Below are 25709 nucleotides of genomic sequence, written 5' to 3' on the forward strand. Positions count from 1 at the left end.
GAAGGACTTTGCAGAGGTTTTCAGGCGATATCTGTAGAGCTTATCCGGCGGTTACGTGGGATGTTCGGTAGTCTTCGTCCTCTCCCGCCCAAGCACCAAGCTGCACAGCGCCGGCAGGAACAACAGCGTCAACACCGTGCCCACCAGTACCCCGCCAATCAGCACGTAAGCCAGGGACGACCAGAACACCGACAGAGTGAGCGGGATAAATGCCAGGGCCGCCGCCAGTGCCGTCAAAATCACCGGCCGTGCGCGGCGCACGGTGGCTTCGATAATCGCCTCGCGAATCGCCATGCCGTGCTCCTGGTTCTGGCGGATCTGATCGGTAAAGATCAGCGTGTTGCGCATCAGGATGCCGCCAATCCCGATCAGGCCCAGAATCGCGTTAAACCCGAACGGCTGGTTGAACAGCAATAAGGTCGGCACCGCGCCGATCAGGCCCAGGGGCGCGGTGGCGAAGACCATGAACATCACGCCGAACGAGCGCACCTGGAACATGATCACGGTGAGCGTCAGCAAAATCATGATCGGGAACAGTGCGGCCAGCGCGACGTTGGCCTTGGCGCTTTCTTCCACCGGGCCGCCGATGTCGATCTGGTAACCGGCAGGCAGCTTTGCGATCAGCGGTTGCAGGTCTTTGTACACGGCCATTTCCACGTCGGGCGGTTGTACGCCGTCGATGATGTCGGCGCGCACTTCCACCGTGCTCGCGCGGTTGCGGCGCTTGAGGATCGGTTCTTCCATGACCGCTTGGAAGTGCCCGACCTGGGCCAGCGGCACTGAAGTGCCGGCGTTGTTGGTCAGGGTCATGTTGTTGAGGTTGCCGAGGTCTTCGCGCTGGTCGCCCTGGGCGCGGGCGACCACGGAGACGGTGCGATTGCCTTCGCGCACCTCGGTGATCGGGTTGCCGCTGAGCAAGGCATTGAGCTGCGATTTGACCTCATTGGGCGTGAAGCCCAGCAGGCGCAGGCGGTCCTGATCAAGCACCAGGCGATAGCCGCTGGTGCGCTCGCCCCAATCGAGAAAGGCGTCTTTGGTCAGCTTGTTGGCGGCGACAATGCGACGCACCTCTTCGGACACGCCGCGCAGTACATCCACGTTTGGCCCGGACACACGAAACACCACCGGAAACGGCACGGGCGGGCCGAACAGCAATTGCGTTACACGCACACGCGCAGCCGGGAATTCACCGGCCGCTATGCGCTCACGCATGCGCAGTTTCAGCGCATCGCGGGCATGCGAGTCCGGGGTTTGCACAATCAGCTTGGCAAACGCCGGGTCGGGCAACTCGGGGTTCAGCGACAGGAAGAAGCGCGGCGCGCCGCCGCCCACATAGGTATCGACCAGGCGGGTCTGTGGCTCTTGCAGCAGGGCTTTCTCCAACTGCGCCGCCACCGCCTCGGTGCTTTTGAACGCGCTGCCGGGCGGCATGTACACCTCAAGGATCAGTTCGGAACGGTCAGAGTTGGGGAAGAACTGCTTCTTCACCACGCCCATCCCCAAGCCGCACAGCACAAAGGCCGCCACCACCAAGCCCGTCACCCACCAGCGCCCGCGCACACAGGCTTGGACCACATCACGCAGTTTCTGGTAGTAACGGCCGGCGTAGATGGCGTCGTGGCCGCCCGGCACCGGTTTGATCTGCGGCAGCAATTTCACGCCCAGGTACGGCGTGAACACCACCGCCACCAGCCACGACGAAATCAACGCAAAGCCGACGATCCAGAAGATATTGCCGGCATATTCCCCGGCGCCCGAGCGCGCAAAACCCACCGGCAGAAAGCCGATGATCGTCACCAGCGTGCCGGTCAGCATCGGCGCGGCGGTGGAGCTCCAGGCAAACGTGGCGGCGTGAATCCGGTCAACGCCTTCCTCCAGTTTCACTACCATCATCTCGATGGCGATAATCGCGTCGTCCACCAGCAAACCCAGGGAAATAATCAGCGCGCCCAGGGTAATACGGTCGAATTCACGCCCGGTCAGCAGCATGATCACAAACACCACGGACAAGGTCAGCGGGACTGCGGCGGCCACCACCAGGCCCACGCGAAAGCCCAGCGCCAGCAGGCTGATGACCATCACCACGGCCAGGGCGACGAAGAATTTGAGCATGAATTCATTCACCGCCAGACTGATGTTTTTCGCCTGGTCGGAGACCTTGGCGAAGTTCACGCCCAGCGGCAGATCGGCCTGGATTTTGGCTTCCTGGGCCTTGAGGCTTTTGTCCAGCTCCAGGCCGTTCCAGTGCTTTTCCATGATCACGCCGAGCATCAGCGCCGGGTCGCCCTGATGGCGAATCCGGTAGCTGGGCGGGTCTTCATAGCCACGGCTGACGGTGGCCACATCGGCAATGCGCAGCACACGGCCGTTGACTTCCAGCGGCACGTTTTCGATCAGCGCGAGGCTGTCGAAGGCGCCGTCGATACGGATATAGGCGCGGGCGCCGGCGGTTTCGACGAAACCCGATGGCGCTACGGCGTTCTGCGCGGCGAGGGCGGCGAAGATCTGATCGGGCTTGATGCCCAGGGTTGCCAGGCGCTCGTAGGAAAACTCCACAAAGATCCGCTGGGCCTGCTCGCCGAGGATGTTGACCTTTTTCACGCCCGGCAGGTTGAGCAAACCCTGGCGCAGTTCTTCGGCCATTTGCACTTGCTGGCGATGCGGCAAGTGCTCGGCTTCCAGTGCGTAAAGGGCGAAATACACGTCGGAATATTCATCGTTGAAGAACGGCCCGATCACGCCTTTGGGCAGTTTCGACGCTTCATCGCTGAGTTTTTTGCGGGTCTGGTAGAACAGATCCTGGATTTCACTGGGGCGCGTGGACTCTTTGTAGGTCATGCGCATCGACACAAAACCCGGCTGGGCGATGGTCTCGACGCGGTCGTAGTAGTCCAGTTCCTGCAGGCGTTTTTCCAGGCGGTCGGCGACTTGCTCCTGCATTTCCTGGGCGGTTGCGCCGGGCCAGGCGGCGGTGATGGTCATGACCTTGACGGTAAATGATGGGTCTTCGGCGCGCCCCAGTTGGCCGAACGAGAAGATGCCGGCGGCGAGGATCGCGATGATCAGAAACAGCGTGACTGCGCGGTGTTTCACCGCCAGTTCGGAGAGGTTGATGCCGCGCATGCTCAGTGGTCCTGTTTACGGTTGAGGGCCAGTGCTTGTGCGGGCAGCAGGCGCACCGCGTCGCCGCTGTGCAGCAGGTGCGCGCCGAGGGCGACGATGGTCTGGCCGGGTGTGAGGCCGCTGTCGAGCAGGGCATCCTCCTGGCCGAGACTGGCGACCTTGACGGGGGCGAAGCTGACGGTGTCGTCTGCGCCAATCAGCCACACGCCGGTGCCTTGCCCGGCGTCTTGCAACGCGCCGATGGGCACGCGGGTTTGCTGGGCCTGGCCGTTGCCTTGCAGGCGGACGGTGATGGTCGAGCCAAGGGCGAAACGGTCAACGGCGCCGTGCAATACGTAGCGCGCGCGGTAGGTGCGGGTGGTCGGGTCGGCGCTGGCGGACAGCTCGCGCAGGGTGGCAGTCACGGCCTGGTCCGGCGCGCCGAAGGGGAACGCCAAGGCTTTTTGTGAGGCGTGGTCGCGTTGGTTTTCGGGCAGGTTGACGATGGCTTCGCGAGCGCCGTCATGGGCCAGGCGCGCGACGATCTGCCCTTCGGCGACGACTTGGCCGCGGTCCACGCGCACATCGGTGATGATGCCGTCGCCGTCGGCCTTGAGCACCGAGTAGGTGCGGCGGTTTTCGATCTGGCTGGCGTCCGATTGCGCCGAAGCCAGCTCAGCCTCGGCGACGCGCAGGTTGGTCGCCGACTGGTCGAAAATCTGCCGCGACACGGCGCCGGTGCTGGCCAGGCGTTGGTAGCGGTTTTCATCATCGCGGCGCTGGCGCACTTGCGCCTGGGCCGCGTTCACGCGGTTCTTGGCCGAGCGCAGTGCCAGCTCGAAGTCGCCGATGTCCAGCACCAGCAGGGTGTCGCCACGGGAGACATGTTGGCCGGGGTCGACCTTGCGGCCTATGACCTTGCCACTGACCCTGAAGCCCAGGTCGCTTTCTGTGCGCGCAGCCACTACGCCGGTGTACGCGCTTTGCTGGGTGCCGGCGGCTTCGACTTTGGCCGCGAGCACGGGGCGGGGCAGCGGCACTTCGGCGGCGGTGTCGGCCTTGCTGTTGCAGCCGCCGAGGAGGATCAACAGGGCTAAAGGCGTGAGAAGACGCAGGGGAAGAGGGATCATGACGGGCTCCGGGCTAACCAGTGAATAAAAAATTATGGACATAATTTTTTACGCATATTATGGTCGAAATATAAATTAATCCAGCCCCCGGATATTCCCCATGGCAAACGCCCCGGCCCCCTCGCAAAGCATGTTGTTTTTCCTGGTGGCCCTTACGGCGCTGGGTGAAGTGTCGACTCAATTGATCATCCCAGGCCTTGGCGCTATCGAGCAGGCGCTGGCGGCGCCAGCCGGTTCGGCGCTGATGGCGTTGTCGGCGTTTGTTGCTGCATTCGGCCTCGGGCAGTTGCTGTTCGGGCCGTTGTCGGACCGTATCGGCCGTCGTCCGGTGCTGATCGGCGGCCTGGTGCTGTATGTGCTGGCGACTTTCTCGATGCTGCTGGTCAACGACATTGGCCAATTCATTGCCGCCCGCGTGTTGCAAGGCCTCGGCGCCTGCGCCGCGCTGGTGTTGGCGCGTACCGTGGTGCGTGACGTGTGGCAAGCCGAAGCCGGGCCGGCCCTGGCGCTGACCATGATCGGCATGCTTTACGCCATTGTCGTCGCGCCGATGATTGGCGGGCTGCTGATCAAGCTGCTGGGCTGGCACGCGCCGGTTGTTGTGGCCCTGATCATTGGCAGTGTGGTGCTGGTGTTGGCTGTGCTGTTCTTTCGCGAGAGCAATCACTGCCTCGATCCCACGGCCGGCCATTGGCGTACCCTCGGCGGGCACTACCTGGATTTGCTCAAGGGCCGTCAATACCGGGCGTACGCCGTGGCATTGGCCTGTACCTATGGCGCGATGTTCTCGGTGATTGCGGGTTCGTCGGCGGTGTTTATCAACCTGCTGGGTTTCAGCAGCCTTGAATACGGCATTAATTTTGGCGTGATTGTGTCGATGCTGATCGTCGGTTCCACCTACACCCGGCGCAACATCATGCGCCTGGGACCGCAGCGGATTGTGGCGATGGGCGTGACACTGGTGGCCATCGGCGGCCTATCGGCGGTGCTGATTTACGAGCTGTTCGGCCTGTCGGTGCTGGGCCTGGACATTCCGGTGGCGCTGGTGACCCTGGGCGGTGGCCTGGTGCTCCCCGGCTCGGTCACGGGCGCGGTGATGCCCAACGCTCACCGCGCGGGCCTGGCCGCTGGCCTGATGGGGTTTTCGCAGATGTTTGGTGCGACCTGCAGCGGCCTGTTCCTGAGCCATTTGCGCGATGGCAGTGCCACGCCGATGATCCTCATTGAGGCCAGCTTTGCAGTGTCGGCGTTTGTCGCGTTCCACTTGTTGCGCCAACGTCCGGTCAAGGGACTGTCCTATACGTAGGACGATCAGGGCTGCTTTTGCCGGCTAGTGTTCAGAGGCCGACGGACTTAGGGTGTAGGCACTTTGGAGGAACACCATGAAAAAAATCATCGGCATCTACACCAGCCCCCGCGCCCATTGGGTCGGTGACGGCTTTCCGGTGCGCACGCTGTTTTCCTACGACGCGATGGGCAAGCACATCAGCCCATTCCTGTTGCTGGACCACGCCGGCCCGGCCGATTTCACCCCCACCGAACAACGTCGCGGTGTAGGCCAGCACCCGCATCGCGGCTTTGAAACCGTGACCATCGTGTATGACGGCGAAGTCGAGCACCGTGATTCCACCGGCGCCGGTGGCACGATCGGACCCGGCGATGTGCAGTGGATGACCGCCGCGCGAGGCATCATTCATGAAGAATTCCATTCCGAAGCCTTTGCCCGTAGCGGCGGGGCGCTGGAAATGGTGCAGCTGTGGGTCAACTTGCCGGCCAAGGACAAAATGGCCGACGCCGGTTACCAGACCCTCGTCGACGGCGATATTCCGGTGCTGCCGTTGGCCAACGACGCCGGGCAATTGCGCCTGATCGCCGGTGAATTTTCCGGTACTCAAGGGCCGGCGCGTACGTTCACGCCGATAGACGTGTGGGACTTGCGGCTGAACGCCGGTAAAGCGGTCACGCTGGACCTGCACGCCGGGCGCAATACTGCGCTGGTGATCCTGCGTGGCACCGTGCTGGTCAATGGCGAGGAAGTGGCACGCCAGGGGCAACTGGCGTTGTTCGAGCGCGACGGTGATCAACTCACCCTGGAGTCCAATGACGACGCCAAGGTGCTGCTGCTCAGCGGTGAACCGATTGATGAACCCATCGTCGGCCACGGCCCGTTCGTGATGAACACCGAGCAGGAAATCCACCAGGCATTTGCCGACTACCAGTCCGGTCGTTTCGGACAGATGCAGGCTTGACGGTCGAGCGCAAACCCCTGTGGGAGCTGGCTTGTCGGCGATAACAACTCGGAGCAACTGATAAACCGAGGTGTCTGCATCGCAGGCAAGCCAGCTCCCACATTTTGTTTTCCAGCGTTCCCGATTCATGCGATCTTCTGAGCATTCGCCCTGGAGTCGCCTGGATGCCCTCATTTATTGCTGATCACCCGATGTTGTGCGCCGTGGCGCTGATCTTTATCGACATTGCCGTGTGGCGGCTTATTTCCGTCAACCTCGCCAACTGGAAGCTGGCGGCGCGGTTGGCGATCTTTGCCGTGTACAGCGCCGTGCTGTTCAACGACGGCATGAACCCCATGCAGCTCGCACCGTACACCGACAACACCGCCTTGCACCTGTCGGCTACTGCCTTGCAGATCGGCTGGTGGCTGTTCGCCGCACGAACCCTGACGGTATTGCTCGGTGCGGTAATGATGCAACGGGTCGGCCATGGCGGGCGCTTGCTGCAGGATTTGATGGGCGCGGTGATTTTCCTGATCGCGATCATCGCCGCCATGGCCTACGTGCTCGACCTGCCGGTCAAGGGCGTGCTCGCCACCTCCGGCGCGGTGGCGATCATTGTCGGCCTGGCGTTGCAAAGCACTTTGAGCGACGTGTTTTCCGGGATCGTGCTCAACACCACCAAGCCGTATCAGCTGGATGACTGGATCTCCATCGACGGCACCGAAGGCCGCGTCACCGATATCGACTGGCGTGCCACGCGCCTGCAGACCTCCCAGGGCAGCATGGCGGTGATCCCCAATTCTCTGGCGGCCAAGGCCAAGATCATCAACTTCTCACGCCCCGCCGACATGTTCGGCCTGGCCGTCAGCCTGCAAGTCAGCCCGCATGCGCGTCCGCAAATCGTGATCGAGGCGCTCGAGCGCGCCATGCAAGGGTGCCGACCGCTGCTGGCCAACCCCGCGCCGAGCGTGGCGTTCAAGACCTCTGGCAGTGGCGGCGTCGAGTATGAAATCAGCGGCTTTGTGCCGGCCATGACCCTCAAGCGCGAAGTGCGCAACCAGCTTTACGATTTGGCTTTCAGGCACCTGCAGGCGGCGGGTGTGGGGTTGCTGTCTGCCACCGAAAGCGGCGCGCCGCCGGCGCTGTCCGGCGCACGCGCATTGCTGGAGCGCTCGTCGATTTTCTCCACGCTGCGCCAGGAGGAGAAAGACACCTTCAGCCAGAACATGACGCTGCACACTTACCGTGCTGGCGAAATGATCCTGCCGGCGGGGGAGGTCAGCGATCATTTGTTTATCGTCGAGTCCGGTGTGGTCTCGGTGATGCTGATCAAGGGCGGTCACAAATTCGAAGCCGGTCGCATGGGGCCGGGTGAAGTGATTGGCGAGGCGGGGATTCTGTCCGACCAGGCGGCGCTGGCGGACTTTTCCGCCAAGACCTTCTGCACCCTGTACCGCATCGAGAAGGAATACCTCAAACCCTGCCTGGACGCGCGGCATGACATCAGCGAAGCGATGAAGGCGCTGCTGGATTTTCGCGTGCACGCAGCGCAGGCCATGACCCAGGAAGCGCCGGTAGTACCGGTCAAAAAAGGCTTTTTGCAGTGGTTGCGCAGTCGCGGATTGTAAGCGCTCAGGGCGCCATCGCGACGCGGTAGCGCTGGTCAAAATCATCCGCCAACTGCGCCAGCGTTACATCGCCCAAGCGCGCCATCAATAGCGCCTGCGCCTGGTCGAATGCGTCCGTGAGGGCCGCGTTTACGGCCTGTTCCACCAGGCATTGCGGGTGGTCGGTGGACAGGCCAATGGCGAAAATCGACGGCGTGCCCAGCGCGTTGTGAATATCCAGCAAGGTGATGTCGCTCAAGGGTTTGCCCAGCGTCCAGCCGCCCTGATGGCCTTTTTCCGAGCGCACATAGCCCTTTTCCTTGAGCAACCCCAGGGTGCGTCGCACCACCACCGGGTTGGTGCCTAGCATCTGCGCGATGGTTTCCGAGGTGGCGCGCTCCTCATGGCGGCCCATATGGATCAGCACATGCAGCATGCGCGAGAGGCGGGTGTCGTTTCTCATCAAATAATCCCCAGTCGAGTCGGCGCAAAGTATCGTTCGTAACCTGAAAAGTTGCGAGACGCTTGACGCGGTATTTTTACGTAACTTATGGTGTGTCGTGAAAGCGCACGGATAACCGTGCGCGCAACACACGAGGTCACGTTCATGGTGCACGACGTCATTGTTGTGGGCGGCAGCTATGCCGGCCTGTCTGCGGGCCTGCAATTGGCGCGGGCGCGGCGCAAGGTGTTGATGATCGATGCCGGTCAGCTGCGCAATCGCTTTGCCGCCACCTCCCATGGTTTTCTCGGTCAGGACGGCCAATCACCCAATGTCATCGCCGCCGAGGGCCGCAGCCAACTGATGGAGTATCCGACGGTAACCTGGGTGCAGGACAGCGTGATCACAGCCGTCGTGCAGCAGGGCGGTTTCAGTGTGCGCACCCAGTGCAATGGCGAGTTCAAGGCCAGACGCCTGATCCTCGCCACCGGTGTGGTCGACGAATTACCCGCCATCGAAGGCCTGCAGGAACGCTGGGGCACACGCGTGTTTCATTGCCCTTACTGCCACGGCTATGAACTCGATCAAGGCCGCATCGGCGTATTGGCCACCTCAGCGCTGGCGATGCACCACGCGCTGATGCTGCCCGACTGGGGCACCACCACCTTGTTCACCAATGGCGTGTTCACGCCGGATGCCGAACAGCAGGCGCAGTTGGATCGACGGGGAGTTTCAGTGGAAAGCACAACCGTCACGCGCATCAGCGGCGAACGCGCCGACCTGGAATTGGCAGATGGCCGCGTCATTGCGCTGGACGGTGTCTTCACCCTGTCGCGCACCCGCATCAGCCCGTTGGCTGCGCAATTGGGGTGTGAATTGGCCGACGGCCCCACGGGCGCCTATGTGCACACCCATGAAACGCGCCAGACCTCCGTGACCGGTGTGTTTGCCTGTGGCGATACCTCACTTGCCGCCGGCTCCGTGGCGCTGGCGGTTGGCGAGGGCGTGCGCGCCGGGGTGGGCGCGCACTTTTCGTTGATCAACGGGTGAGGTAGACCGGGCTGGCGGTGGACAACGAAGCTTTCACCGCGTGGGTCATGTCAGTGATCAATGCTTCTTCACGGTCTTCGCTCAGGGCTTGCAAGGTGATCGCGACCACTTCCTGGGGCGTGCTTTTCGGTGCCTGGACATCGGCCACCATGTCGGTGTCGATATAGGCCGGGTGCACGCCGATCACCAGGGTATTTTGCTCGCGCAGTTCACCGCGCAGGCCGTTGGTCAGGCCCCACTGGGCGGATTTCGACGTGCTGTAGCCGCCGGAGCCGGGCGGGCTCAGCCAGCTCAATACCGAGAGGATATTGATCAGCGCGCCGCCGCCTTGCTTGGCCAGGATTGGCGCAAATGCGCGGCTCAGGCGCAGGGTGCCGAAGGTGTTCACGTCAAAGTGCTGCTGCAGGTTCTCGACACTGTCGTCGGCGAGCAACGAGCCGTACTTCAGAAAGCCCGCGTTGTTGATCAACACGCTGACGTCGGTGCACTGCTCGGCGGCGCGCTGCACGCTGGCCGGGTCGGTGATGTCCAGAGCAATCGGCGTGCTGCCGGGAATGTTCACGCTGGCCGGGTCGCGCGCCGCTGCATACACCTTGGCCGCGCCCGCTGCCAACAGCGCGGTCACAAAGGCTTTGCCCAGGCCACGGTTGGCGCCGGTGACCAACACCACTTTTCCACGAATATCCATGATCAGCTCCCGCGATAAATTAGGTTTAATAATGAAACCGTTTTTATCCTGAGCCTGTTGGTCCTATAATGCAACCGAATATTTCTGATTGCTGGAGGCCCGACGATGAAACGCAAATGCCTGGAAGGCGACGGCTGCCCGGTCGCCCGTGCGTTGGATGTGGTGGGGGATTGGTGGACGCTGTTGATCATCCGCGACGCGTTTGCCGGGGTGACACGCTTCGGCGATTTTCAGAAACACCTGGGCGTAGCGAAAAACATCCTCGCCACCCGCCTCAAGGACATGGTCGAGCAAGGTCTGCTGCACACCAGTGAGGTCGGCGCGCGCAATGAATACCAACTGACCGACAAAGGCCGCGCGCTGATGCCGGTGCTGGTCACGCTGGCTCAATGGGGCGAGGCGCACACCGAGCCTGAGCATGTCAGTGCGCGCGTGCTGGATGCGCGTTCGCTCAAGCCGCTGCGCAAGGTCGAGATCGTGTCTGAGGATGGCCGGGTGCTGGGCCTGGAAGACATCGTTACGCAAGCGCCGGTGGCTTGATGCGGCGTAGCCGCTGAACTGTACAGGACCGCCTCCCAGTGGTGAGCGAGCTAACGCCCCGTCCGGTGTACGGAGGTCTTCCAGGAGAGGAGACACGCCATGATCACCGACTTTGAAAGCAAGACCAGCTCCCAGGGGCTGACCTTCAAGCTGTACCGCGGCGAGGGCGCTGCGCTGCTGGCGTTCGACCTCGCGCAAGACCTGGCGACGCCCGCCTTCGCGGGCTTCAGCATCGAAGTGCGCTGCCCCGGCGCCAACCACTGGGGCGCAGGTCACGCGCCTGCATTTTTCCAGCCAGCAGCACAACAAAGTGCTGATTGTGCGGCGCGCGGGCAAGGCCATACGTGTGCTCAGCGGCTCCACCAGTCTCGCCCTGCGCGGCCTGTATATTCAGGCCAACAACGTGCTGCTGTTCGACGATGAAAACGTGGCCGGCAAGTGTACCGAGGTATTCGACGCCTACTGGACCGCGCCCGCGACCTTGCGCAAGCATCCGCTTTCACCGCAGTGCTGGGAGGTGCGCGATCAGCCCGGCTCAAAAGTCTCACTGTGCTTTACGCCCCACGCCGACGGCGCGCTGTCCCTGAACCCTATCGCCACCAGCATCGGGCAAACAGCAGTTCGGTGTTGTATTCCATCGTGTTCCTCAGCCAGATCAACGGCAAAGTGCGTGACGCCCAAGATCGCCGTGGCGCACGCCTTGCGCCTGGCCAAACCGCCGGCTGCGGGGAGAAACCCTGGTTCGATGCCTGCCATCGCCCCGGCCATGTGAAGGCGCGGGACCGGAATTGTTCGTGAAGTAGCCAGGTTCAGCCGTCCACCAGTTGCTGAAACAGCGGCGTCAGCAAGTCGATCAACACCTGCGGGTCGGCCTTGGCCAGCGCCGACAGTTCGAGCATCTGGCGCATCACTTGAAAGCCTGACGCCAGCGCCATCACCAGCGCTGCGCGCTCTTCGCGATGCGCGCCCTGGAGCGCGGCGGCCATGGTCGCCTGGTGGCCTTTTTCGACGTGCTCGCGGCCAATCGCCGTCGCGCGCTTGCTCGACGCCGAGTGCAGCATGATCAGGAAGCCATCCAGCGGCGTACTGCCCGCTTCGGTAATGCTGACCAACGCGGTGGCGAGGGTGCGGCCGAGGGTTGCCGCGCTGAGGTTGCCTTGCGTCAGGGCGCGCGGGCTGGCCAGCGCCTCGGCGATCACCTCGGCAAACAGCTGCTCCTTGGAGACGAAGTAGCGGTTGACCAGCATTACGGTCACCCCCGCGCCTGCGGCGATTTCTCCTAGCCCAGTGTCATCGTAGCCTGATCGGGAAAACGCCTTGCGCGCAGACGACACGATGGCTTCGCGGGTGACGGCGGCATCGCGCCGGCGAGGAATGGGGTTGGGCATTGGCGTCCTGACGTGGCTGGAAACTGTGGGCGCGCAACCGGTGCGCGCCGACAGGGTACAGGGTCTATTTACTGTCGAGGAAGTCCAACAGCGCGGCATTGAACAACGCCGGGTCTTGCAGGAAGGCGAAGTGGCTGGTGTTCGGCAGAATCAGCAGGCCGGCACCCGGAATGGTCGCGGCGATGTACTCGGTGTGTTCGCGCTTGATCGCTTCGTCATGGTCGCCATCCACCACCAGAATCGGGGTCTTGATGCTCGCCAGTTGCGCGTCGGTCCAGTTCGGTTGGCTGGCCCACATATGGCTGATCTGCTCGACAAACGCGTCGTACTCTTTGGGCGTCGGCGACAGCTTGGCGTACTCCTTGCCAGCGCGTTCGATGAAGGCGGCGAAGGTCGGGTTTTTCTCGACCGCGTCTTTGACGCCGGACGTCTGGGTGTTGGCGGCGAAGGCGAATACTTTGCCGATGCGGTCCGGGTGGCGCAGCGCCAGGTCAATGCCGATGATCGCGCCGTCGCTCCAGCCGACGATATCGGCACGCGGGATTTTCAGGCTGTCGAGCACAGCCACTACATCATCCGCCATCAAGTCGTAGCCGTAGGGTTTGTCATCCCGCGAACTGCGCCCGTGGCCACGGCTGTCGATACTGATCACCGTGTGCTTGGCCGCCAGGGCCTTGACCTGGTTGCCCCAGTAATCCGAATTGGACAAGCCACCGTGCAGCAACACCACCGGCGAGCCGTGGCCGGTGCGTGTGTAATAGACCTTGATGCCATTGACGGCGGCGTAACCGGTTTTGGCACCGGCCACCGGTGCTGGGGTGGGCGGCAGGGTTTCCCAGCGTTCGGCAGCGTGGACCGCAGAGAAAGACAGCATCAGGCAGGCAACTGCCAGCAGGCGACGTGACATGGCGAATCCTTTTTTGCAGTGAGAAGGCGCTGAACTCTAGCATCGGCGTCGGTGTTGAAAATATGCATTTTTGCCTATCGAAACTCACCGAATGAGAGAAAAAATGCAGTTATATCAATGGAATAAAACCGTCTAAGTGCTCAGGGTGATTTTCTTCAATACCACGCACGTTCAGCGCTTTACCGTGGTGCCATCGTCGCTTGGCACAACAAAAAGGAATCGCAATGAGCTTGATCCTCTCCATGGCCGCCTTCGCCCTGGCCACTTCCATCACACCGGGCCCCGTCAACGTGGTCGCGCTCAGCGCCGGCGCGCGCTTCGGCTTTGCCGCCAGCCAGAAACACGTGTTTGGCGCCGCCGTCGGCTTCACCTTGCTGCTGGTGCTGATCGGCCTGGGCCTGCATGAAGTGTTGGTGCGCTGGCCGATCCTGACCCAGTTGATCCAGTGGGGCGGTGTCGCGTTTTTGCTGTACATGGCCTGGAAGCTGGCGGTGGACGATGGCCGGCTCGACGCTGATGGCACCGCCACCGCGCCGTCGATGCTTTACGGCGCGATCATGCAATGGCTCAACCCCAAAGCCTGGCTGGCCTGTGTGGCAGGGATGGGGTTGTTTGTGGCGGACGGCGATGCGGGCCAAGTGTGGCTGTTTGCGGCGCTCTACCTGGTGATCTGCTACCTGTCGGTGGCGTGCTGGGCATACGCCGGGACGTTCTTGCGACGCTACCTGAGCAACCCGCAAGGCGTACGCCTGTTCAACCGCTCAATGGCCGCGTTGCTGGTGGCCAGTGTGGGTTATTTGCTGATGGCTTGAGCAAGTCGCGGTATTGCCCCGGCGTAGCGGCGAAATGCTGTTTGAACGCGCGCTGAAAATGCGCCTGGTCGGCAAACCCTGCCGCCAGCGCCACGTCAGCGATCAACTCGCCGTTGCGCAATTGCGTTCGGGCAAACTGGATACGCCGGTTGACCAGAAAGGCATGCGGCGTCAGCCCGTAATACTGTTTGAACGCACGGATCAGATACGACGGCGACAGCTCGGCCGCCAGGCAAATCTCCTCGAGCTTCAACGCCTCGGTGCAGTGCGCGCGGATGTACTCGGCGGCGCGCTCCAGCTTGTGGTTGACCTCCCGCACTGGCGTCAACGAAGGGTTCAAACGCTGTTGCACCTCGGTGAAAAAACTCACCAGCGCGCTCTGTTTTTGCAGCAGTTCGGCGTGCTCATCCAGCAGCATTGCGTACAGCTCGATCAAACCGTTGAACAGCACCGGATCGCGGGTGTAAGGCGTGTTGAACGGCCGATAACCCTGATCGGTACTGAATCCCAGCTGGTATTGCAGGTCGGTCAGCCAAGGCGTGTCGAGGTAAATCATGTGATACGACCAAGACTGGTCGTAGATCGGATTGCACGCATGCACATCGCCGGGGTTCATCAACACCACCGTGCCGGCGCTGATCTCAAACGTCTGCGCGCCGTAGTGGTAATAACTGCGCCCGGTGGTGATTGCACCGATGGAAAAATGCTCGTGGGCGTGACGGGTATAAGTGACCTTGCGCCCATCGGCAATGGTCCGCGCTTCGATGAACGGCATGCGCGCATCACGCCAGAAGCGCGGCGCTTGTGCGGGGTCAGCGGTGTTCAGCGACATGGCGGTGGCTCCATCCCTTGAGGAACGAAGGGCGATCATTACACAGACCGCCAGGGCCGTCAGCAACACTGAGCTATACACACAGCCGTCGGCATCGCGAGTGTGTTGGTAGGTGTAGCCGGCTGGCAGGTGCCAGCCGTCGAGTACTCCACCCGACAGTTCAGCCTCAGAACCCTTGTGCGCAAAATGGGAGTGGCTTGCGGGTGGAATACGCCGGCCAAGGTCCATTTATGCTAAAAACCCTGCTCACGCCGTTTTCAGCCCTAGAGCCGCACATGACATCGTCTTCGTCCATCCAGATTCGCGCCGCCAGCCCCCAGGATGCCTTATGCATCGGCGTGCTGGGCATGCAGGTATTTCTCGACACCTACGCTACCGAAGGCATTCGCAGCGCCATCGCCACCGAAGCGCTGCAAGCCTTTGCGCCGGCTACCATCTCGCAGCTGATGACCGAACCCGGCAGCGCTCTGGTGGTGGCAGAAACCAACGGCCACCTCGTCGGTTTTGCTCAAATCAAACTGCGCGCCGGGCACGCGATGCTTCCATCCTCCAACGTTGCCGAGCTACAACGCCTGTACATCCAGGAGCGCTTTACCGGCCGGGGTATCGGCTACCAACTGCTGCAAGCGGCCGAGCAACACGCAGCGCTGGCCGGGGCTTCACTGTTGTGGGCCACGGTGTGGGTCGGCAATGAACGGGCACTGGGTTTTTACCCGCGCCGCGGCTACGAACTGCTGGGCTCGCCGACCTATACGTTCCAGGGCGAAACCCACGAGAACCGGTTGTTTGGTAAAACCCTGAGCGCCGGCGGGTGAATGATGAGCGAGGATGGCGCAGCCTTTGGTGTAACCGTCGCCTACCTCAGGGGCGCCTTGGACGTCGGCGTTATCGATGTGGCCGCGGTCATTCAATGGGCGGATACGACACTGGCGACACTGCAGCATCCTCCCTATGCGCTGATAGAACTCGCGCTCATGAGCAGGTCGAGTCGCGAGGAGGTCATGTGGCAGCTACTGCAAGTCGCCGCGCCGGCCATGGCCGAAGACGAAATGCTGCCTTATGTGCTGTCGGTTGCGCACAGCCGACTTCTTGGTGACCCCGCCTTCGGGCGACGCCTGGCCGAGGGCATCTACCGTCTATGGACCCGGTCAGGCTACGACTTACCCGGCACCCTGCAGGCGTGCGGGTATTTTGATGATGCGTACAGCCTGGCGGATAGCGGGGTGCATGGGCATGCCGAAGTCATCGACCGCGAGCTATTCGAATTCACGCAACACTTTGCCGGCCTCGACTGGCAAACCCTCAAAGCGCCTTAGACAAAAACACCCGGCTGCTGCCCGCAGGCAAGCACGGCACCTCACCAAACCGCACCCACCCCTGCTTCTGGTAAAACTCCGGTGCCTGAAAACTGAGGGTGTACAGCACCGCGCTCAAGCAACCCCGGCGCCGGGCTTCGTCTTCGAAGGCTTGCAGCAATTGGCTGCCCAGGCCCGAGCCGCGCAGGGCATCGGGCAAGTGGAACAGGTCGAGGAAGGCCATGCCCAAAGAGGTTTTGCCGGTGATGCCGCCGAGGATCTGCCGAGTGCCCGGATCTCTGACTAGCACCGTCAGTGGCTGGCGGTCGTTGGCACCGGTAATGGCTTCATTGAACGCGGCGAGACCGTTGCCGAGCAGGCGCTCGGCGTCGGGGTTGGGTTGGTCGCTGATTTCAATGCGCAAAGCAGTCATCACCGCAAACTCCCTTGGTTAGAGCGCCATCACCATCTCATGCCACGCCATCCCGCCATGGTCAGAAGGCGAAGGCTGCACATAGCTGTAACCCATGCGCGTGTACAACGGCACATGCTGCTCCTTGCACATCAAGTGAATCGTCTGCTTGCCCATGGCCTGCATGCGTTGCACAAACTCGGTCATCAACCGCTTGGAATAGCCCTTGCCCTGCTGCGCCGGGTCAACCACCACCGACATGATCACCACATTCGGCGCCTCGGCCGAATGCCCCACCAACTCCTTGAACGCCTCGTCCGACATCACCACCTGATGGGCGCAGCCAGAGTTGATAAAACCCACCATCTCGCCATCCGCCTCCAGAATCAAAAAGCCTTCGGGGTACTGCGCAATGCGCGTAGCGATTTTCTCCAGGGTCGCGGCCTCATCGCCTTCGTAAGCGCTGATTTCGATTTCAAAGCAGCGCGCGGCATCGGCGGGGAGGGCGTTACGGAAGGTGAGGGCGGGCATGGGTATTTCCTGGGACGTTTAGCGAAAGGCCACATCATAAAGAAACATCAAGGGCCTGACACGGATTGTGGCGAGCGGGCTTGCCCCGCGATGGGCTGCGAAGCAGCCCCAGTCAAAACAAACGCGGTACGCCAGGCAAATTGAGGGACTGGTTTCGGGGCTGCTGCGCAACCCAACGCGGGGCAAGCCCGCTCACCACAAAAAAGGTGGGCTTGAACCGACCGCCGAAAACCAGAAAACCCGCCGAAGCGGGTTTTCTCACAACTCACCTTTCATCAAGCCACAGCAGGCACATCAAACCCGCGCTTCTCAATCACCGAAAACACATCTGCCACATCCTGCACCATGATCCTGGCGGTATTGGCGACGGTATTGATGTCGTGCTCGGCATAGTCGGACACATTGGAGCAGGCCATCAGGTGCAGGTAGGCGAGGGCGGCGTTGAGTCGTTCGCTGGCGCAAGCGTGGAGCTCGCTGAGCGGGGCGTCGCTGTCGATGAGGAGGACAGGGTATTCGGTTGCGGTTTGGGACATGGGGGTGAAGCGGCGGGGCGGGTGTTGAGTCGTCATAAGGTTCGATTCTATTTGGGTAAAAAGAACTGCCACCTTGCTGCTGCGAAACAGTCTGGGTGGCAACTGTGCGCGGGTTCGCAGACCAGGAAGAATCACCCCCGGCAGACCCGAAGGTCTCCCACGCACAGCCGCCATAAACAAGACGCAGGCGGGCTCCGCCTGAGGGTCTGATGACTGTGCAGGTTGATTCTATTTAGGTAGGGCTGCGAAACCCGATCGCTGACCGAGGTCGGCGACGGGGCGAACTATAAGGTGCTGTTGGCCAGGGTGCAACCGAGAGGATGTAACACACCTCGAGCCATCAATTTCACCCATCCATCATTTAGGAGATCTTGGCTGGATCACGAACGTGATCATCCATTTGCGTTCTATTTGGTCTGTCGTTTTCTTCGACGTTTGTCAGCAAGATTGCGCACATTATTGGCGGAATGTGGCTGGTTGATTCCTGGCACAATCGGGCGCAAATAGCCGAGGGTTCGTCAACGTTAACGGCCGCAAACGGCCATTAGCGGACGTTGTCACTGCAGCGAGCGTCTAGTAAAACGTCAATCCAAACTCCAATGCTGAGCGAATTTATGATTAATGGCTATGGTCAAAGGGCTTGCAGCAACTGCTTTCCTCTCATAGATTCAGTTCTTTCGAAGGTACGAAGTAGTTGAGGGAAGCGTGAAAAAAATTATATTTCAATCCTATATACTCATATTTAATATAAGTATATAGGATAAGCTAAAAACCGACTTATGCAGCGAGATGATTCTGAAGATAGATGACGATTTTGCTTAGTTCTTGATCCTGCGTATTCGCAAGATGCTCAACAACCATTTCGATTATATCAGCCCTTGATTTTCCTCGATTCTTTAATTCACTCTCAATTAGTTTGTACAGCTTCTTTCCGTTGCTATCTTTTGAGGTATCTATCTCATTCCGGTATTTTTCAATTAATTCTGAAAGACTTACTTTTTGAAAAATGAAATCGTTCAATGCTCGAAACAGCTTATGATCTATACTGTCATGAAGTTTGCTTTTTAGATATTTTTCGAGACTTTCAATAGGTAGAAAATTCATTGGTATATTATTGTTTATGTTCCGAGAAGCAATATATTTTTGAGCATCTAATTTTATGTCACCGTCTAGAATCATAGAGATGCTTGATGCTCTTCCCAATAAATTGCTGTTGACCACCTCTCTCGCGAGCTCAATGACATTTGTGTATCCGCCGCAAGGAAGAACATGCACTAGCTTACTAGATAAGAGACCATTCACCTTTAGTAGTCTCGTAATAATTTCTTTAGCAAGGTCATCTTCAACCAAGAAAACATAGCGAGAATAGGGGTCAGACCACGTTTTCAATAATGGTAGTCTGACCCCTATTTCCGCTCTAGTGCTATGAGACGAATTGTTCTCATCAATTTAATATGCATGGGAAAAATTTACGGGTGTTCTGGTTGCCCTGAGAGCCTAACGCCGCCATAAGTTGCGAAAAAGGCTTGGCTAAAATTAGCGGCGAAGGAGCGTAAGCCAAGCTTTTGCGTCCGCTCTTGATGGCTTTGTTATATTCAAAATCTCGAAATTATCTATTAGAAAAATTCTGAATTATTACTGCATCAGACTTGTGATCATTAGTGTCGATTGAGTAGCAAAAGCTTATTGATTGATCTGCACTGAACTCTTGGTATAAAGTAGGTCTTAGAAGTCTAGTTTTATTGTCATTGAACGGTGTTCTTGCTCGCCCATCTTGATTTCTCCTAACACCATAACAGTAGCGCTTTTTAGGATCTTGGCTATCACTCTTTGATAGAGATGCAATCATTGCTTCCTCAATCCGTGGTGGTTTACCTAAAGTTATTTGAGTTGGAATAAATTGAGCAAAGTATTCATTAAACTGACTCAATATATCTCCAAGGTTTTCACCGTACTCTATATTAAAAAACTCTCTCAATAGTTTCGGTTCAATAAGAAAACCATTTGCGTTAACAGCTGAAATCAGTCGTTCATTAATATTTTGACTCTTCAATATCTCTATTTTTAGCAGGGCGTATTTCGGCTTTATTTCTCCTTTCTCGTACAATTTTGCTAAGACGATGTAGTCAAGGCCTTTGTAATTGAAAGGGAAACCTTCTATAGCCCAACCGTTTGCAATCATGTCCGCTTTTAACAACTTGAAGCTTTCAAATACACTCATCTTTTTACTCTTATTGATCAGTCATGCCTATTCTATTGAATAGAATGCAACTATTGGGAGGCACGATTCCTATGGAATATAACGGTTGAGTTGGTCGACGGCTTTATGATTGCATATTAGTGACTTCTTCATAACAATACCTCGCCCCGTCGATTCAGTACTTAAATTCTCTCTATAAAACAATTGGTTATCTGTTGCTGCTGCATACAACCTGTATTCGTTTAACTTTTTCTTTTTGTGCAATCAAAAATACAGCATGAATGCGATATAGACAAGACACGCCTGCGAGAGCAGTTTCGTAACGTTATTGGGGTGAATCACTACAGCATTCCCACCGAGAAGACCTACTGGTACTGGATACGCTATTTCCCGCGCTACCACCGGATGCGCCACCCTCTGAAGATGGGACCAGCGGAGTTAGCGAGTTTCTTACATGGCTGGCCCTCAGTCTTCACCCGTTTCATCTTGGAGCTGGGAGCAAGGAGCTATTGAATAGTACCTTGCTTCCAAACGGCTTCAAGTCATCCGTAAACGTCCACTCTCGGCCAACAGCGGACAAAAGCAGCCGGGTTCAAGTGAGCTCAAAACCGGAGCGATCCACTTGGTCTAAAGTTTGAGTTCAACCCCATATAGCTATTCACGGTAGGACTATGGCAGAAGAAACGGCGGAGACGAATAAAACGGGGTCAGACCCCCTTTAATATTATTCCTTTCATCATAGTGGTCTGACCCAATTCTTCTCTTTCGGCAGCACCGAATGCCTGTCCGAAATGTGCCTCAAACATGTTTTTTTTCGACTGCTGCCCCGAAGTGTCGATGGAGAAACTCGACCTGCGTGCGTAACACGTCGGCGAAACCTGCCCCGCCTTCGTAGACGTCATAGTGACCACCAGCGCTGCGGAACAATTCAGCCCGTGGCGCCTTGCGTGCAACCTTGAGCGCAGCCGGCACTGGCGCGATCGAGTCTGACTCCGGAACGACGAGCAGGAAGGGAACGCGCACTGACGCGGCGCGGCGCACGGGGCGGCGCCACAAGAAACTCATCAATGACCGCGCGGAAACCCGGTTATGCCATGGCGTCCCATCCTTCGGCGTCATGAGCCTTTCCCCGAACACGCCGTCAGGTGTGGCACCGATGGACAGTTCCCCGGGTTTGCCGTGACCGGGAATGTAGATCGGCTGGTGGCCCACCAGGGCGCCGAGTACATCGAGCAGCGCCAACCCGAACAGCCGAACGCCAAGTCTGGGCGGGGCCATGATTGCTGCCGCCAAGCCGTCCGTGAGTGGCGCCTGAGTGATTGCACCTGCCAGGCGAGTGTCCGAAGCAGCCAGTTCGACGACATGCATACCGGCAAACGATGTGCCCCAGATAATGACCTTGCGCGGATCGATGTAGGGCTGGTCGGCGGCCCAGCCGATGACCGTTGCATAATCCTCGCGCTGGCGCGGAACAGAGAGTACTTCCCGCGGCTGCCCATCGGAGCCACCGAAGTTGCGGTAGTCGAAGGCGATGGCGACGAATCCCTCCTCGCGAAAACGCTCGGCGAACGGGGCCAGCCCGCATGCCTTGATCGCGCCGATGCCGTGGGCCATTACCACCACGGGATGAGGGCCAGTGCCTCCTGGCAGGTAGACCCACGCCTCGATCTCGTCACCCGACGCGGTCGGAATTCGGACAGTGATGCGCTCGGGGGCGTTGTGGGTGAGGCTTGTCATGATCGTTACCTTCCAGTCATTACGATTGGCGCCAACTGTGCTGCAACAGCACGCGACGCTGCGCCTGCTTCGATATGGCTACTCTCTCGTCATCCTGGTGACGCCGGGAGGTCTTTACACACCGTTTCGCGATACTTGCCGCCACTACGGCGTGCCAATTGCAAGAGCAGCACCACGAGGCCCAGGGCCGAAACCAATGCGCCCGCGAGGCCGGTGTACGAAATACCCAGCGTGGCGAGCGTCGCGCCGCCTACCCACGAGCCCAGCGCGATACCGCAGTTGAACCCCGCGATGTTCAGCCCGGCGGCTACACCGTGGGCGTGCGGCGCATGCAACTCGGCAACGCCGATCAGGCGGGCTTGCAGGGCCGGCACTGCGGCGAAGGTAAACATGCCTAGCAGCCCGACAAGGATGCCCATCGCAATCGTCGAGGACGCGAAACCCCACATCCCCAAAGTGATCAACGCAATGCCGGCGATCAAGGCTACGCTTGTGCGGTTTACCCCGAACCGATCGCTCAGTGCGCCACCAATCACGTTGCCGGTTGCGGCGAGCACGCCATAGACGAGCATGAAAACGCCGACGGTGTGGCTGCTGACCTGTGTCACTTGGGTGAGTAACGGGGCGATGTAGGTATAGGCAGTGAACGAGCCAGCATAGCCGAGTACGGTCACAAGGGCCGCGAACAGCAGAACTGGGTTAAAGATCGCTTTAAAGGCTTGACCCACGTCGCCGGCTCCTTCCCGACCCTGAGCCTCCGTTGGCTCTTTCATGCCCAGCAGCAGCCCAAGGAAGCCCAATGCACCGAATGCCCCGATTGCGCCCAGCACCGGGCGCCAGGAGATCACACCACCCAGGTACGTGCTGACGGGTACACCTATCGCCATGGCAAGGGTGAAGCCGCCAAACACCACCGCCACCGCGCTGCCTGCCTTCTTCGGACCGGCAAGGCGCGCCGCCGTGCTGGAAGCCACCGCCAGGAACAGGCCGTGCCCCATGCCTGCCACAAAGCGCGCAATCAGCAGAGTAGAAAGGTTCGTCGCAAAGGCAGCAGCCACGCTACCGACGGTGAAGACCAGCGCAGTCATCAGCATGACCCGCTTTCGCGACCACCCTGCCGTCAGGGCCGTCAGGAACGGGGCGGCGAAAGTTGCACCCAGTGCATAGGCGGTCACAGCGCTACCGACCTGATTGACATCGATATTCAGGTTGTGGGCCATGACGTCAGTCAGGCCGATGGGGACGAATTCGGCAAGGCCCAGTGCGAATGCGCTGAGTGAAAAGATGTAAACAACAAATGGCATGACGTATCTCTCGAACGGCAGGTGGTCGGAGCAGGTCCGACGGATACGAAATCCTAGAGAATTGCCTGAAATTGAAAAAATTATTATTCTTTGGCCTTCGGATAAATATTTTTATGGCTAGAGTCGACGCTATTCTCTGTCGTGAGAGCGTGACAGCCAGGACGCGATGACCTCATGAGCCATCTGGATCACCTTCGTACGTTCATTGAGGCCTATCGGCTGCAGTCGTTTACCCGCGCCGCAGAGGCGCTGGGTATTACTCAGCCGGCGGCATCCCAGCACATCCAGGCACTGGAGGCGTTTGTCGGCAAGCCCCTGTTCGTGCGGCGCGCCCGAGGCGTTACAGCGACAGAGGCGGCCGATGAATTGGCGCGCGCGATCGGGCCGATGCTCGACGGCCTGCAAATGCGGTTGGCCTCCTACCGCCTGGGGAGCGAGGGAGGCGGCACCGTGCATATCGCCGGGCCCTCCGACTTCATCAACGCGAAGGTCGCTGCGGGGCTAGCGCCATTGATGGCTCAAGGTTTCCGGATCCGCCTGCACACCGGCAACCGGGAGCGTATCTACAGCCTGCTTCATGCCTCGACGGCCGACCTGGCGATCACCGCTTCCATGCCAGATGAGCATTCGCACGGATTCGCCAGGCTGCTCACCGAGCGGTTTCTGCTGGTGCTCGCGCCGCAGATTGCCAGCGTGCTTGGCAAACGCCCGACCGCGGAACAGTTGGCGAGTGTTCCGCTCATCGCTTATGACGAGGACCTGCCGTTGATCCGGCCGGTGTGGACAGCCATGTTCCAGTTTGCGCCCACGCTGCAGGCGGCGCTGACCGTCCCGGATCTTCGCATCATCCAGGACCTGGTCATCAAGGGACATGGCTGGAGCGTGCTGCCTGACTACCAATGCAACGAGGCGCGGGAGTCGGGACGACTGGTTTCGATCACCCCGGTGAAGACCGCGCCCACCAACAATCTGTACCTGGTGTGGAACAAGGCCTCGATGCGCAATCCGCGCATCGTGCATATACGCGATTTCATCCTTGGGCTTTTCAACGAGAGCGCCAGTGCGCAGGCTTCTGACGGGGCGTTTTCAGGCTAGCTATTCGACCCTGGCAGCAGAAGTCGCGAGGCTCCTGCCTGATTAACTCAAGCCGGCTACCCATAGGCATTCCTGAACAGGATTACGTCATCGTGCAGGGCTCGCGAGAACCCATGTTCACGCGTTATATCGCTTGGCAAATAATTGAAATCTGGCTGTGTAGCAATGTCTGCCTCTAGCCGGTAGCTACCAGCCGCAAACGGCAGCTATAGCCAAAACCCAACCTGTCAGGTGAGTCGCAAAAAGGAAGGTTTACATCGCCATGGACATTCAACTGATCAAGCAACGCCTGGCCCGCCCTGCAGTGAAGTTCGTTGCTGGCGGCTTTCGTCCCTCTGGCACCGATGAAGAAAGCTGGCTGGGGAATGTCTTTGTGTTCCGACCTGATGAAGGCGTGCCGACTAATCAGGCGGGGCAGCCATTGCTTCCCTATGCGCAATTTTTTCTGCCCGCCATGCCCTTCAGCAGCCCGCTGCTGGAAGGGGTTCGTGTGCTGACGGTGTTTATTTCAAATCCGCTTCCCGAGCCCTTTGAGCCGATGGGGAACAACTGGGTTGTCCGCGAATATGCGGCGGATGATGTATTGGTTCGCAAGGCGCTGCCGGTGGACGGTTCGTTTCTCAAACCCTTCCCGCTCAAAGCGCAAGCGGTGCCGGAGGACTTTCCACTGTGGGATGGCGGCGGTGTGCCGGCCGACCTTGAGCAAGCCATACTTACGCTGGAGCGCGCGGGCGAGATACCCAGCTATTACGACCTGGTTACTCACACCTACGAACACAAGATCGGCGGTTACCCCTCGTTCTGCCAGTCGGGTGTTGATCCGGGTGAAGGCTTCGAGTTTGTGTTCCAGATTTCGTCCGACGCAAAGATCAATCTGAACGTGGTCCACAGCGGGAGCCTGATGTTCTGGAAGCACATCGAAACCGGTGAATGGGCACTTTATTATGATTTTTACTAAGGTTTTGCGAGCGCTCAATGACTGACTACCGTGGATTGATGCTCGACGACACCCGCGAAGGCGCCTCCGAGCAGGCCATCTCGCAACTGGAGGCGCTGCTCGGTGCCCGCCTGCCGGACGATTACCGGCAGTTCCTCAAGGTGTGCAACGGCGGCACCGTGGATTACGACGTGCTGGCCACTATGAGTAATGGCGATAATGAGTTGCTGAGCTTTTCGCTGTATGGGCTGCAGCCCGGCGAAGGCTATGAATCCAACCCTTATGAACTGGAGCAACTGCGCAAGCAACCTGACTTCCCCACTACGGGGGTGTTGCCGATCGGCCGCGATGGCGGTGCGAGCCTGTTGCTGCTTGACCTGCGCGAGGGCCGTCAGGACGTGGGCGCGATGGTCGCAGGTTTACCCGCATGGACGGGGCGTCGCCAGCAAGGCGATGAGTATGTGGTGTTGGCGGACAGCTTCAATGCCTACCTGGACATGCTGCACCTGTCGCAGGAGCGGATTGCCGAGCATATCAATCACTTTGTCATCAGCGCGGATACGATCGAGGCGACAGTGGCGTGGCTGGATCAAGGCAGCCCGGGTTGGCGCGAGCGCTATCGGGCCCTCTGGAATGCACGGGTTGTGGACAGGCCGATCTGATACAAGCGTGCGGGCGCTTTGAATCCTCTATCAAAGCGCTGCGCATGGAGCTTATTGAAGAAAGTCTCTCAGCGCGGCCTGATGATTGCCGGTATCGATCAGGGAAAATGGAAGTACTGTGATGGGTGAAAATGTCGTCGAGCTAATTGAACAGGTTTGTTACCTGCAGATGCCCTGATGATCGATGAGTGTGAAGTCAAACTTGAACAGTGCGGGCGCGGTTCACACCCTGAACGCACGGGGTTGCTATCGAGCGCCAACATTATCGGACGGG

The 25709-nt window shown here is 59.4% G+C and carries 27 protein-coding genes and 1 pseudogene; 14 read left to right on the forward strand and 14 right to left on the reverse strand.

The features are described from left to right. Positions 1–40: 40 nt before the first annotated feature. Positions 41–3123, reverse strand: a pseudogene (locus tag AC19YS_RS28925) (efflux RND transporter permease subunit). A gap of 2 nt (positions 3124–3125) precedes the next feature. After that, complete coding sequence (locus AC19YS_RS28930) at positions 3126–4232, reverse strand: efflux RND transporter periplasmic adaptor subunit (RefSeq protein ID WP_500603225.1); 1107 nt, start codon at positions 4230–4232, stop codon at positions 3126–3128. 100 nt (positions 4233–4332) lie between these two features. On the opposite strand from AC19YS_RS28930, the gene AC19YS_RS28935 reads away from it, so the two are divergent. The 3 genes from AC19YS_RS28935 to AC19YS_RS28945 all read left to right on the forward strand — a co-directional run bounded on the left by AC19YS_RS28935 (position 4333) and on the right by AC19YS_RS28945 (position 8091). Then, on the forward strand, positions 4333–5538 hold the full coding sequence (locus AC19YS_RS28935) for a multidrug effflux MFS transporter (protein WP_500603226.1): 1206 nt from the start codon (positions 4333–4335) through the stop codon (positions 5536–5538). Between the two features lie 76 nt (positions 5539–5614). Continuing rightward, a complete protein-coding gene (locus AC19YS_RS28940) occupies positions 5615–6481 on the forward strand; it encodes a pirin family protein (RefSeq protein ID WP_500603227.1) in 867 nt (288 codons plus the stop codon). Positions 6482–6645: 164 nt separating this feature from the next. Beyond that, complete coding sequence (locus tag AC19YS_RS28945) at positions 6646–8091, forward strand: mechanosensitive ion channel domain-containing protein (protein ID WP_500603228.1); 1446 nt, start codon at positions 6646–6648, stop codon at positions 8089–8091. 4 nt (positions 8092–8095) lie between these two features. Here the strand turns inward: AC19YS_RS28945 and AC19YS_RS28950 are convergent, their stop codons facing one another. Beyond that, on the reverse strand, positions 8096–8533 hold the full coding sequence (locus tag AC19YS_RS28950; protein ID WP_119735419.1) for an Rrf2 family transcriptional regulator: 438 nt from the start codon (positions 8531–8533) through the stop codon (positions 8096–8098). Positions 8534–8677: 144 nt separating this feature from the next. Between AC19YS_RS28950 and AC19YS_RS28955 the strand changes: the two genes are divergently transcribed. Next, positions 8678–9562, forward strand: coding sequence for an NAD(P)/FAD-dependent oxidoreductase (locus AC19YS_RS28955; protein ID WP_500603270.1), 885 nt, complete (start codon positions 8678–8680; stop codon positions 9560–9562). On the opposite strand, the gene AC19YS_RS28960 is transcribed toward AC19YS_RS28955, so the two are convergent. Next, on the reverse strand, positions 9552–10250 hold the full coding sequence (locus AC19YS_RS28960; protein WP_500603229.1) for an SDR family oxidoreductase: 699 nt from the start codon (positions 10248–10250) through the stop codon (positions 9552–9554). The genes AC19YS_RS28955 and AC19YS_RS28960 overlap by 11 nt on opposite strands. A 105-nt stretch (positions 10251–10355) precedes the next feature. On the opposite strand from AC19YS_RS28960, the gene AC19YS_RS28965 reads away from it, so the two are divergent. The 3 genes from AC19YS_RS28965 to AC19YS_RS28975 all read left to right on the forward strand — a co-directional run bounded on the left by AC19YS_RS28965 (position 10356) and on the right by AC19YS_RS28975 (position 11562). Further along, the gene (locus AC19YS_RS28965; protein WP_106580186.1) at positions 10356–10790 is read left to right on the forward strand and encodes a winged helix-turn-helix transcriptional regulator; all 435 of its coding nucleotides are present in this window, start codon (positions 10356–10358) and stop codon (positions 10788–10790) included. A gap of 99 nt (positions 10791–10889) precedes the next feature. Next, a complete protein-coding gene (locus tag AC19YS_RS28970; protein ID WP_200625135.1) occupies positions 10890–11213 on the forward strand; it encodes a hypothetical protein in 324 nt (107 codons plus the stop codon). After that, positions 11194–11562 carry a hypothetical protein gene (locus tag AC19YS_RS28975; RefSeq protein WP_500603230.1) on the forward strand — a complete coding sequence of 123 codons (369 nt, stop codon included), beginning with the start codon at positions 11194–11196 and terminating at the stop codon, positions 11560–11562. The genes AC19YS_RS28970 and AC19YS_RS28975 overlap by 20 nt, the downstream gene beginning before the upstream one ends. Positions 11563–11599: 37 nt before the next feature. On the opposite strand, the gene AC19YS_RS28980 is transcribed toward AC19YS_RS28975, so the two are convergent. Further along, on the reverse strand, positions 11600–12178 hold the full coding sequence (locus tag AC19YS_RS28980; RefSeq protein WP_500603231.1) for a TetR/AcrR family transcriptional regulator: 579 nt from the start codon (positions 12176–12178) through the stop codon (positions 11600–11602). 64 nt (positions 12179–12242) lie between these two features. After that, positions 12243–13085, reverse strand: coding sequence for an alpha/beta fold hydrolase (locus AC19YS_RS28985; RefSeq protein ID WP_119735414.1), 843 nt, complete (start codon positions 13083–13085; stop codon positions 12243–12245). Between the two features lie 224 nt (positions 13086–13309). Here AC19YS_RS28985 and AC19YS_RS28990 point away from each other — a divergent pair, with 224 nt between their 5' ends. Further along, entirely contained in the window at positions 13310–13897 is a 588-nt protein-coding gene (locus AC19YS_RS28990; RefSeq protein ID WP_106580182.1) for a LysE family translocator, read from the forward strand. Here the strand turns inward: AC19YS_RS28990 and AC19YS_RS28995 are convergent. Continuing rightward, positions 13839–14729 (reverse strand): helix-turn-helix domain-containing protein, encoded by an 891-nt coding sequence (locus tag AC19YS_RS28995; RefSeq protein WP_500603232.1) that lies wholly within the window; start codon positions 14727–14729, stop codon positions 13839–13841. The genes AC19YS_RS28990 and AC19YS_RS28995 overlap by 59 nt on opposite strands. 275 nt (positions 14730–15004) lie before the next feature. Here AC19YS_RS28995 and AC19YS_RS29000 point away from each other — a divergent pair, with 275 nt between their 5' ends. Both AC19YS_RS29000 and AC19YS_RS29005 read left to right on the forward strand, forming a co-directional pair. Then, a complete protein-coding gene (locus tag AC19YS_RS29000) occupies positions 15005–15544 on the forward strand; it encodes a GNAT family N-acetyltransferase (protein ID WP_500603233.1) in 540 nt (179 codons plus the stop codon). A gap of 3 nt (positions 15545–15547) precedes the next feature. Then, entirely contained in the window at positions 15548–16045 is a 498-nt protein-coding gene (locus AC19YS_RS29005) for a hypothetical protein (RefSeq protein WP_500603234.1), read from the forward strand. Here AC19YS_RS29005 and AC19YS_RS29010 read toward each other — a convergent pair. From AC19YS_RS29010 to AC19YS_RS29030, 5 genes are all read right to left on the reverse strand, one after another. After that, on the reverse strand, positions 16032–16457 hold the full coding sequence (locus tag AC19YS_RS29010) for a GNAT family N-acetyltransferase (RefSeq protein ID WP_500603235.1): 426 nt from the start codon (positions 16455–16457) through the stop codon (positions 16032–16034). The genes AC19YS_RS29005 and AC19YS_RS29010 overlap by 14 nt on opposite strands. Before the next feature lie 18 nt (positions 16458–16475). Continuing rightward, positions 16476–16967 carry a GNAT family N-acetyltransferase gene (locus AC19YS_RS29015; protein WP_106580178.1) on the reverse strand — a complete coding sequence of 164 codons (492 nt, stop codon included), beginning with the start codon at positions 16965–16967 and terminating at the stop codon, positions 16476–16478. A 275-nt stretch (positions 16968–17242) separates the two neighbouring features. After that, on the reverse strand, positions 17243–17536 hold the full coding sequence (locus tag AC19YS_RS29020) for a fructose-bisphosphate aldolase (RefSeq protein ID WP_200625150.1): 294 nt from the start codon (positions 17534–17536) through the stop codon (positions 17243–17245). A 741-nt stretch (positions 17537–18277) separates the two neighbouring features. Beyond that, positions 18278–18850, reverse strand: coding sequence for a hypothetical protein (locus AC19YS_RS29025; protein ID WP_500603236.1), 573 nt, complete (start codon positions 18848–18850; stop codon positions 18278–18280). Between the two features lie 259 nt (positions 18851–19109). Next, positions 19110–19721: a DUF6037 family protein gene (locus AC19YS_RS29030; RefSeq protein WP_124417106.1), complete on the reverse strand. Its 612-nt coding sequence runs from the start codon at positions 19719–19721 to the stop codon at positions 19110–19112. Positions 19722–20033: 312 nt separating this feature from the next. Here AC19YS_RS29030 and AC19YS_RS29035 point away from each other — a divergent pair, with 312 nt between their 5' ends. Then, positions 20034–20213, forward strand: a complete 180-nt coding sequence (locus AC19YS_RS29035) for a phage integrase N-terminal SAM-like domain-containing protein (protein WP_500603237.1) — start codon at positions 20034–20036, stop codon at positions 20211–20213. A 285-nt stretch (positions 20214–20498) separates the two neighbouring features. Here the strand turns inward: AC19YS_RS29035 and AC19YS_RS29040 are convergent, their stop codons facing one another. Both AC19YS_RS29040 and AC19YS_RS29045 read right to left on the reverse strand, forming a co-directional pair. Further along, entirely contained in the window at positions 20499–21437 is a 939-nt protein-coding gene (locus tag AC19YS_RS29040) for an alpha/beta hydrolase (protein WP_500603238.1), read from the reverse strand. 89 nt (positions 21438–21526) lie between these two features. Further along, positions 21527–22741 (reverse strand): MFS transporter, encoded by a 1215-nt coding sequence (locus tag AC19YS_RS29045; RefSeq protein ID WP_500603239.1) that lies wholly within the window; start codon positions 22739–22741, stop codon positions 21527–21529. 174 nt (positions 22742–22915) lie between these two features. On the opposite strand from AC19YS_RS29045, the gene AC19YS_RS29050 reads away from it, so the two are divergent. The 3 genes from AC19YS_RS29050 (at position 22916) to AC19YS_RS29060 (ending at position 25435) form a co-directional block, all read left to right on the forward strand. Beyond that, the gene (locus tag AC19YS_RS29050; protein ID WP_500603240.1) at positions 22916–23836 is read left to right on the forward strand and encodes a LysR family transcriptional regulator; all 921 of its coding nucleotides are present in this window, start codon (positions 22916–22918) and stop codon (positions 23834–23836) included. Positions 23837–24098: 262 nt separating this feature from the next. Continuing rightward, positions 24099–24794 carry a YwqG family protein gene (locus tag AC19YS_RS29055; RefSeq protein ID WP_500603241.1) on the forward strand — a complete coding sequence of 232 codons (696 nt, stop codon included), beginning with the start codon at positions 24099–24101 and terminating at the stop codon, positions 24792–24794. 17 nt (positions 24795–24811) lie between these two features. Then, positions 24812–25435, forward strand: a complete 624-nt coding sequence (locus tag AC19YS_RS29060; protein ID WP_119735406.1) for an SMI1/KNR4 family protein — start codon at positions 24812–24814, stop codon at positions 25433–25435. The last annotated feature ends 274 nt before the right edge of the window (positions 25436–25709 follow it).

The sequence above is a fragment of the Pseudomonas sp. MF08831 genome (genome assembly GCF_059862645.1).

What these genes read in the sequence shown, in the direction of transcription:
- AC19YS_RS28930 (WP_500603225.1), bottom strand. Translation starts at nt 4,232, where the DNA reads ATGATCCCTCTTCCCCTGCGTCTTCTCACGCCTTTAGCCCTGTTGATC.
- AC19YS_RS28935 (WP_500603226.1), top strand. Translation starts at nt 4,333, where the DNA reads ATGGCAAACGCCCCGGCCCCCTCGCAAAGCATGTTGTTTTTCCTGGTG.
- AC19YS_RS28940 (WP_500603227.1), top strand. Translation starts at nt 5,615, where the DNA reads ATGAAAAAAATCATCGGCATCTACACCAGCCCCCGCGCCCATTGGGTC.
- AC19YS_RS28945 (WP_500603228.1), top strand. Translation starts at nt 6,646, where the DNA reads ATGCCCTCATTTATTGCTGATCACCCGATGTTGTGCGCCGTGGCGCTG.
- AC19YS_RS28950 (WP_119735419.1), bottom strand. Translation starts at nt 8,533, where the DNA reads ATGAGAAACGACACCCGCCTCTCGCGCATGCTGCATGTGCTGATCCAT.
- AC19YS_RS28955 (WP_500603270.1), top strand. Translation starts at nt 8,678, where the DNA reads ATGGTGCACGACGTCATTGTTGTGGGCGGCAGCTATGCCGGCCTGTCT.
- AC19YS_RS28960 (WP_500603229.1), bottom strand. Translation starts at nt 10,250, where the DNA reads ATGGATATTCGTGGAAAAGTGGTGTTGGTCACCGGCGCCAACCGTGGC.
- AC19YS_RS28965 (WP_106580186.1), top strand. Translation starts at nt 10,356, where the DNA reads ATGAAACGCAAATGCCTGGAAGGCGACGGCTGCCCGGTCGCCCGTGCG.
- AC19YS_RS28970 (WP_200625135.1), top strand. Translation starts at nt 10,890, where the DNA reads ATGATCACCGACTTTGAAAGCAAGACCAGCTCCCAGGGGCTGACCTTC.
- AC19YS_RS28980 (WP_500603231.1), bottom strand. Translation starts at nt 12,178, where the DNA reads ATGCCCAACCCCATTCCTCGCCGGCGCGATGCCGCCGTCACCCGCGAA.
- AC19YS_RS28985 (WP_119735414.1), bottom strand. Translation starts at nt 13,085, where the DNA reads ATGTCACGTCGCCTGCTGGCAGTTGCCTGCCTGATGCTGTCTTTCTCT.
- AC19YS_RS28990 (WP_106580182.1), top strand. Translation starts at nt 13,310, where the DNA reads ATGAGCTTGATCCTCTCCATGGCCGCCTTCGCCCTGGCCACTTCCATC.
- AC19YS_RS28995 (WP_500603232.1), bottom strand. Translation starts at nt 14,729, where the DNA reads ATGTCGCTGAACACCGCTGACCCCGCACAAGCGCCGCGCTTCTGGCGT.
- AC19YS_RS29000 (WP_500603233.1), top strand. Translation starts at nt 15,005, where the DNA reads ATGACATCGTCTTCGTCCATCCAGATTCGCGCCGCCAGCCCCCAGGAT.
- AC19YS_RS29005 (WP_500603234.1), top strand. Translation starts at nt 15,548, where the DNA reads ATGAGCGAGGATGGCGCAGCCTTTGGTGTAACCGTCGCCTACCTCAGG.
- AC19YS_RS29010 (WP_500603235.1), bottom strand. Translation starts at nt 16,457, where the DNA reads ATGACTGCTTTGCGCATTGAAATCAGCGACCAACCCAACCCCGACGCC.
- AC19YS_RS29015 (WP_106580178.1), bottom strand. Translation starts at nt 16,967, where the DNA reads ATGCCCGCCCTCACCTTCCGTAACGCCCTCCCCGCCGATGCCGCGCGC.
- AC19YS_RS29020 (WP_200625150.1), bottom strand. Translation starts at nt 17,536, where the DNA reads ATGACGACTCAACACCCGCCCCGCCGCTTCACCCCCATGTCCCAAACC.
- AC19YS_RS29030 (WP_124417106.1), bottom strand. Translation starts at nt 19,721, where the DNA reads ATGAGTGTATTTGAAAGCTTCAAGTTGTTAAAAGCGGACATGATTGCA.
- AC19YS_RS29040 (WP_500603238.1), bottom strand. Translation starts at nt 21,437, where the DNA reads ATGACAAGCCTCACCCACAACGCCCCCGAGCGCATCACTGTCCGAATT.
- AC19YS_RS29045 (WP_500603239.1), bottom strand. Translation starts at nt 22,741, where the DNA reads ATGCCATTTGTTGTTTACATCTTTTCACTCAGCGCATTCGCACTGGGC.
- AC19YS_RS29050 (WP_500603240.1), top strand. Translation starts at nt 22,916, where the DNA reads ATGAGCCATCTGGATCACCTTCGTACGTTCATTGAGGCCTATCGGCTG.
- AC19YS_RS29055 (WP_500603241.1), top strand. Translation starts at nt 24,099, where the DNA reads ATGGACATTCAACTGATCAAGCAACGCCTGGCCCGCCCTGCAGTGAAG.
- AC19YS_RS29060 (WP_119735406.1), top strand. Translation starts at nt 24,812, where the DNA reads ATGACTGACTACCGTGGATTGATGCTCGACGACACCCGCGAAGGCGCC.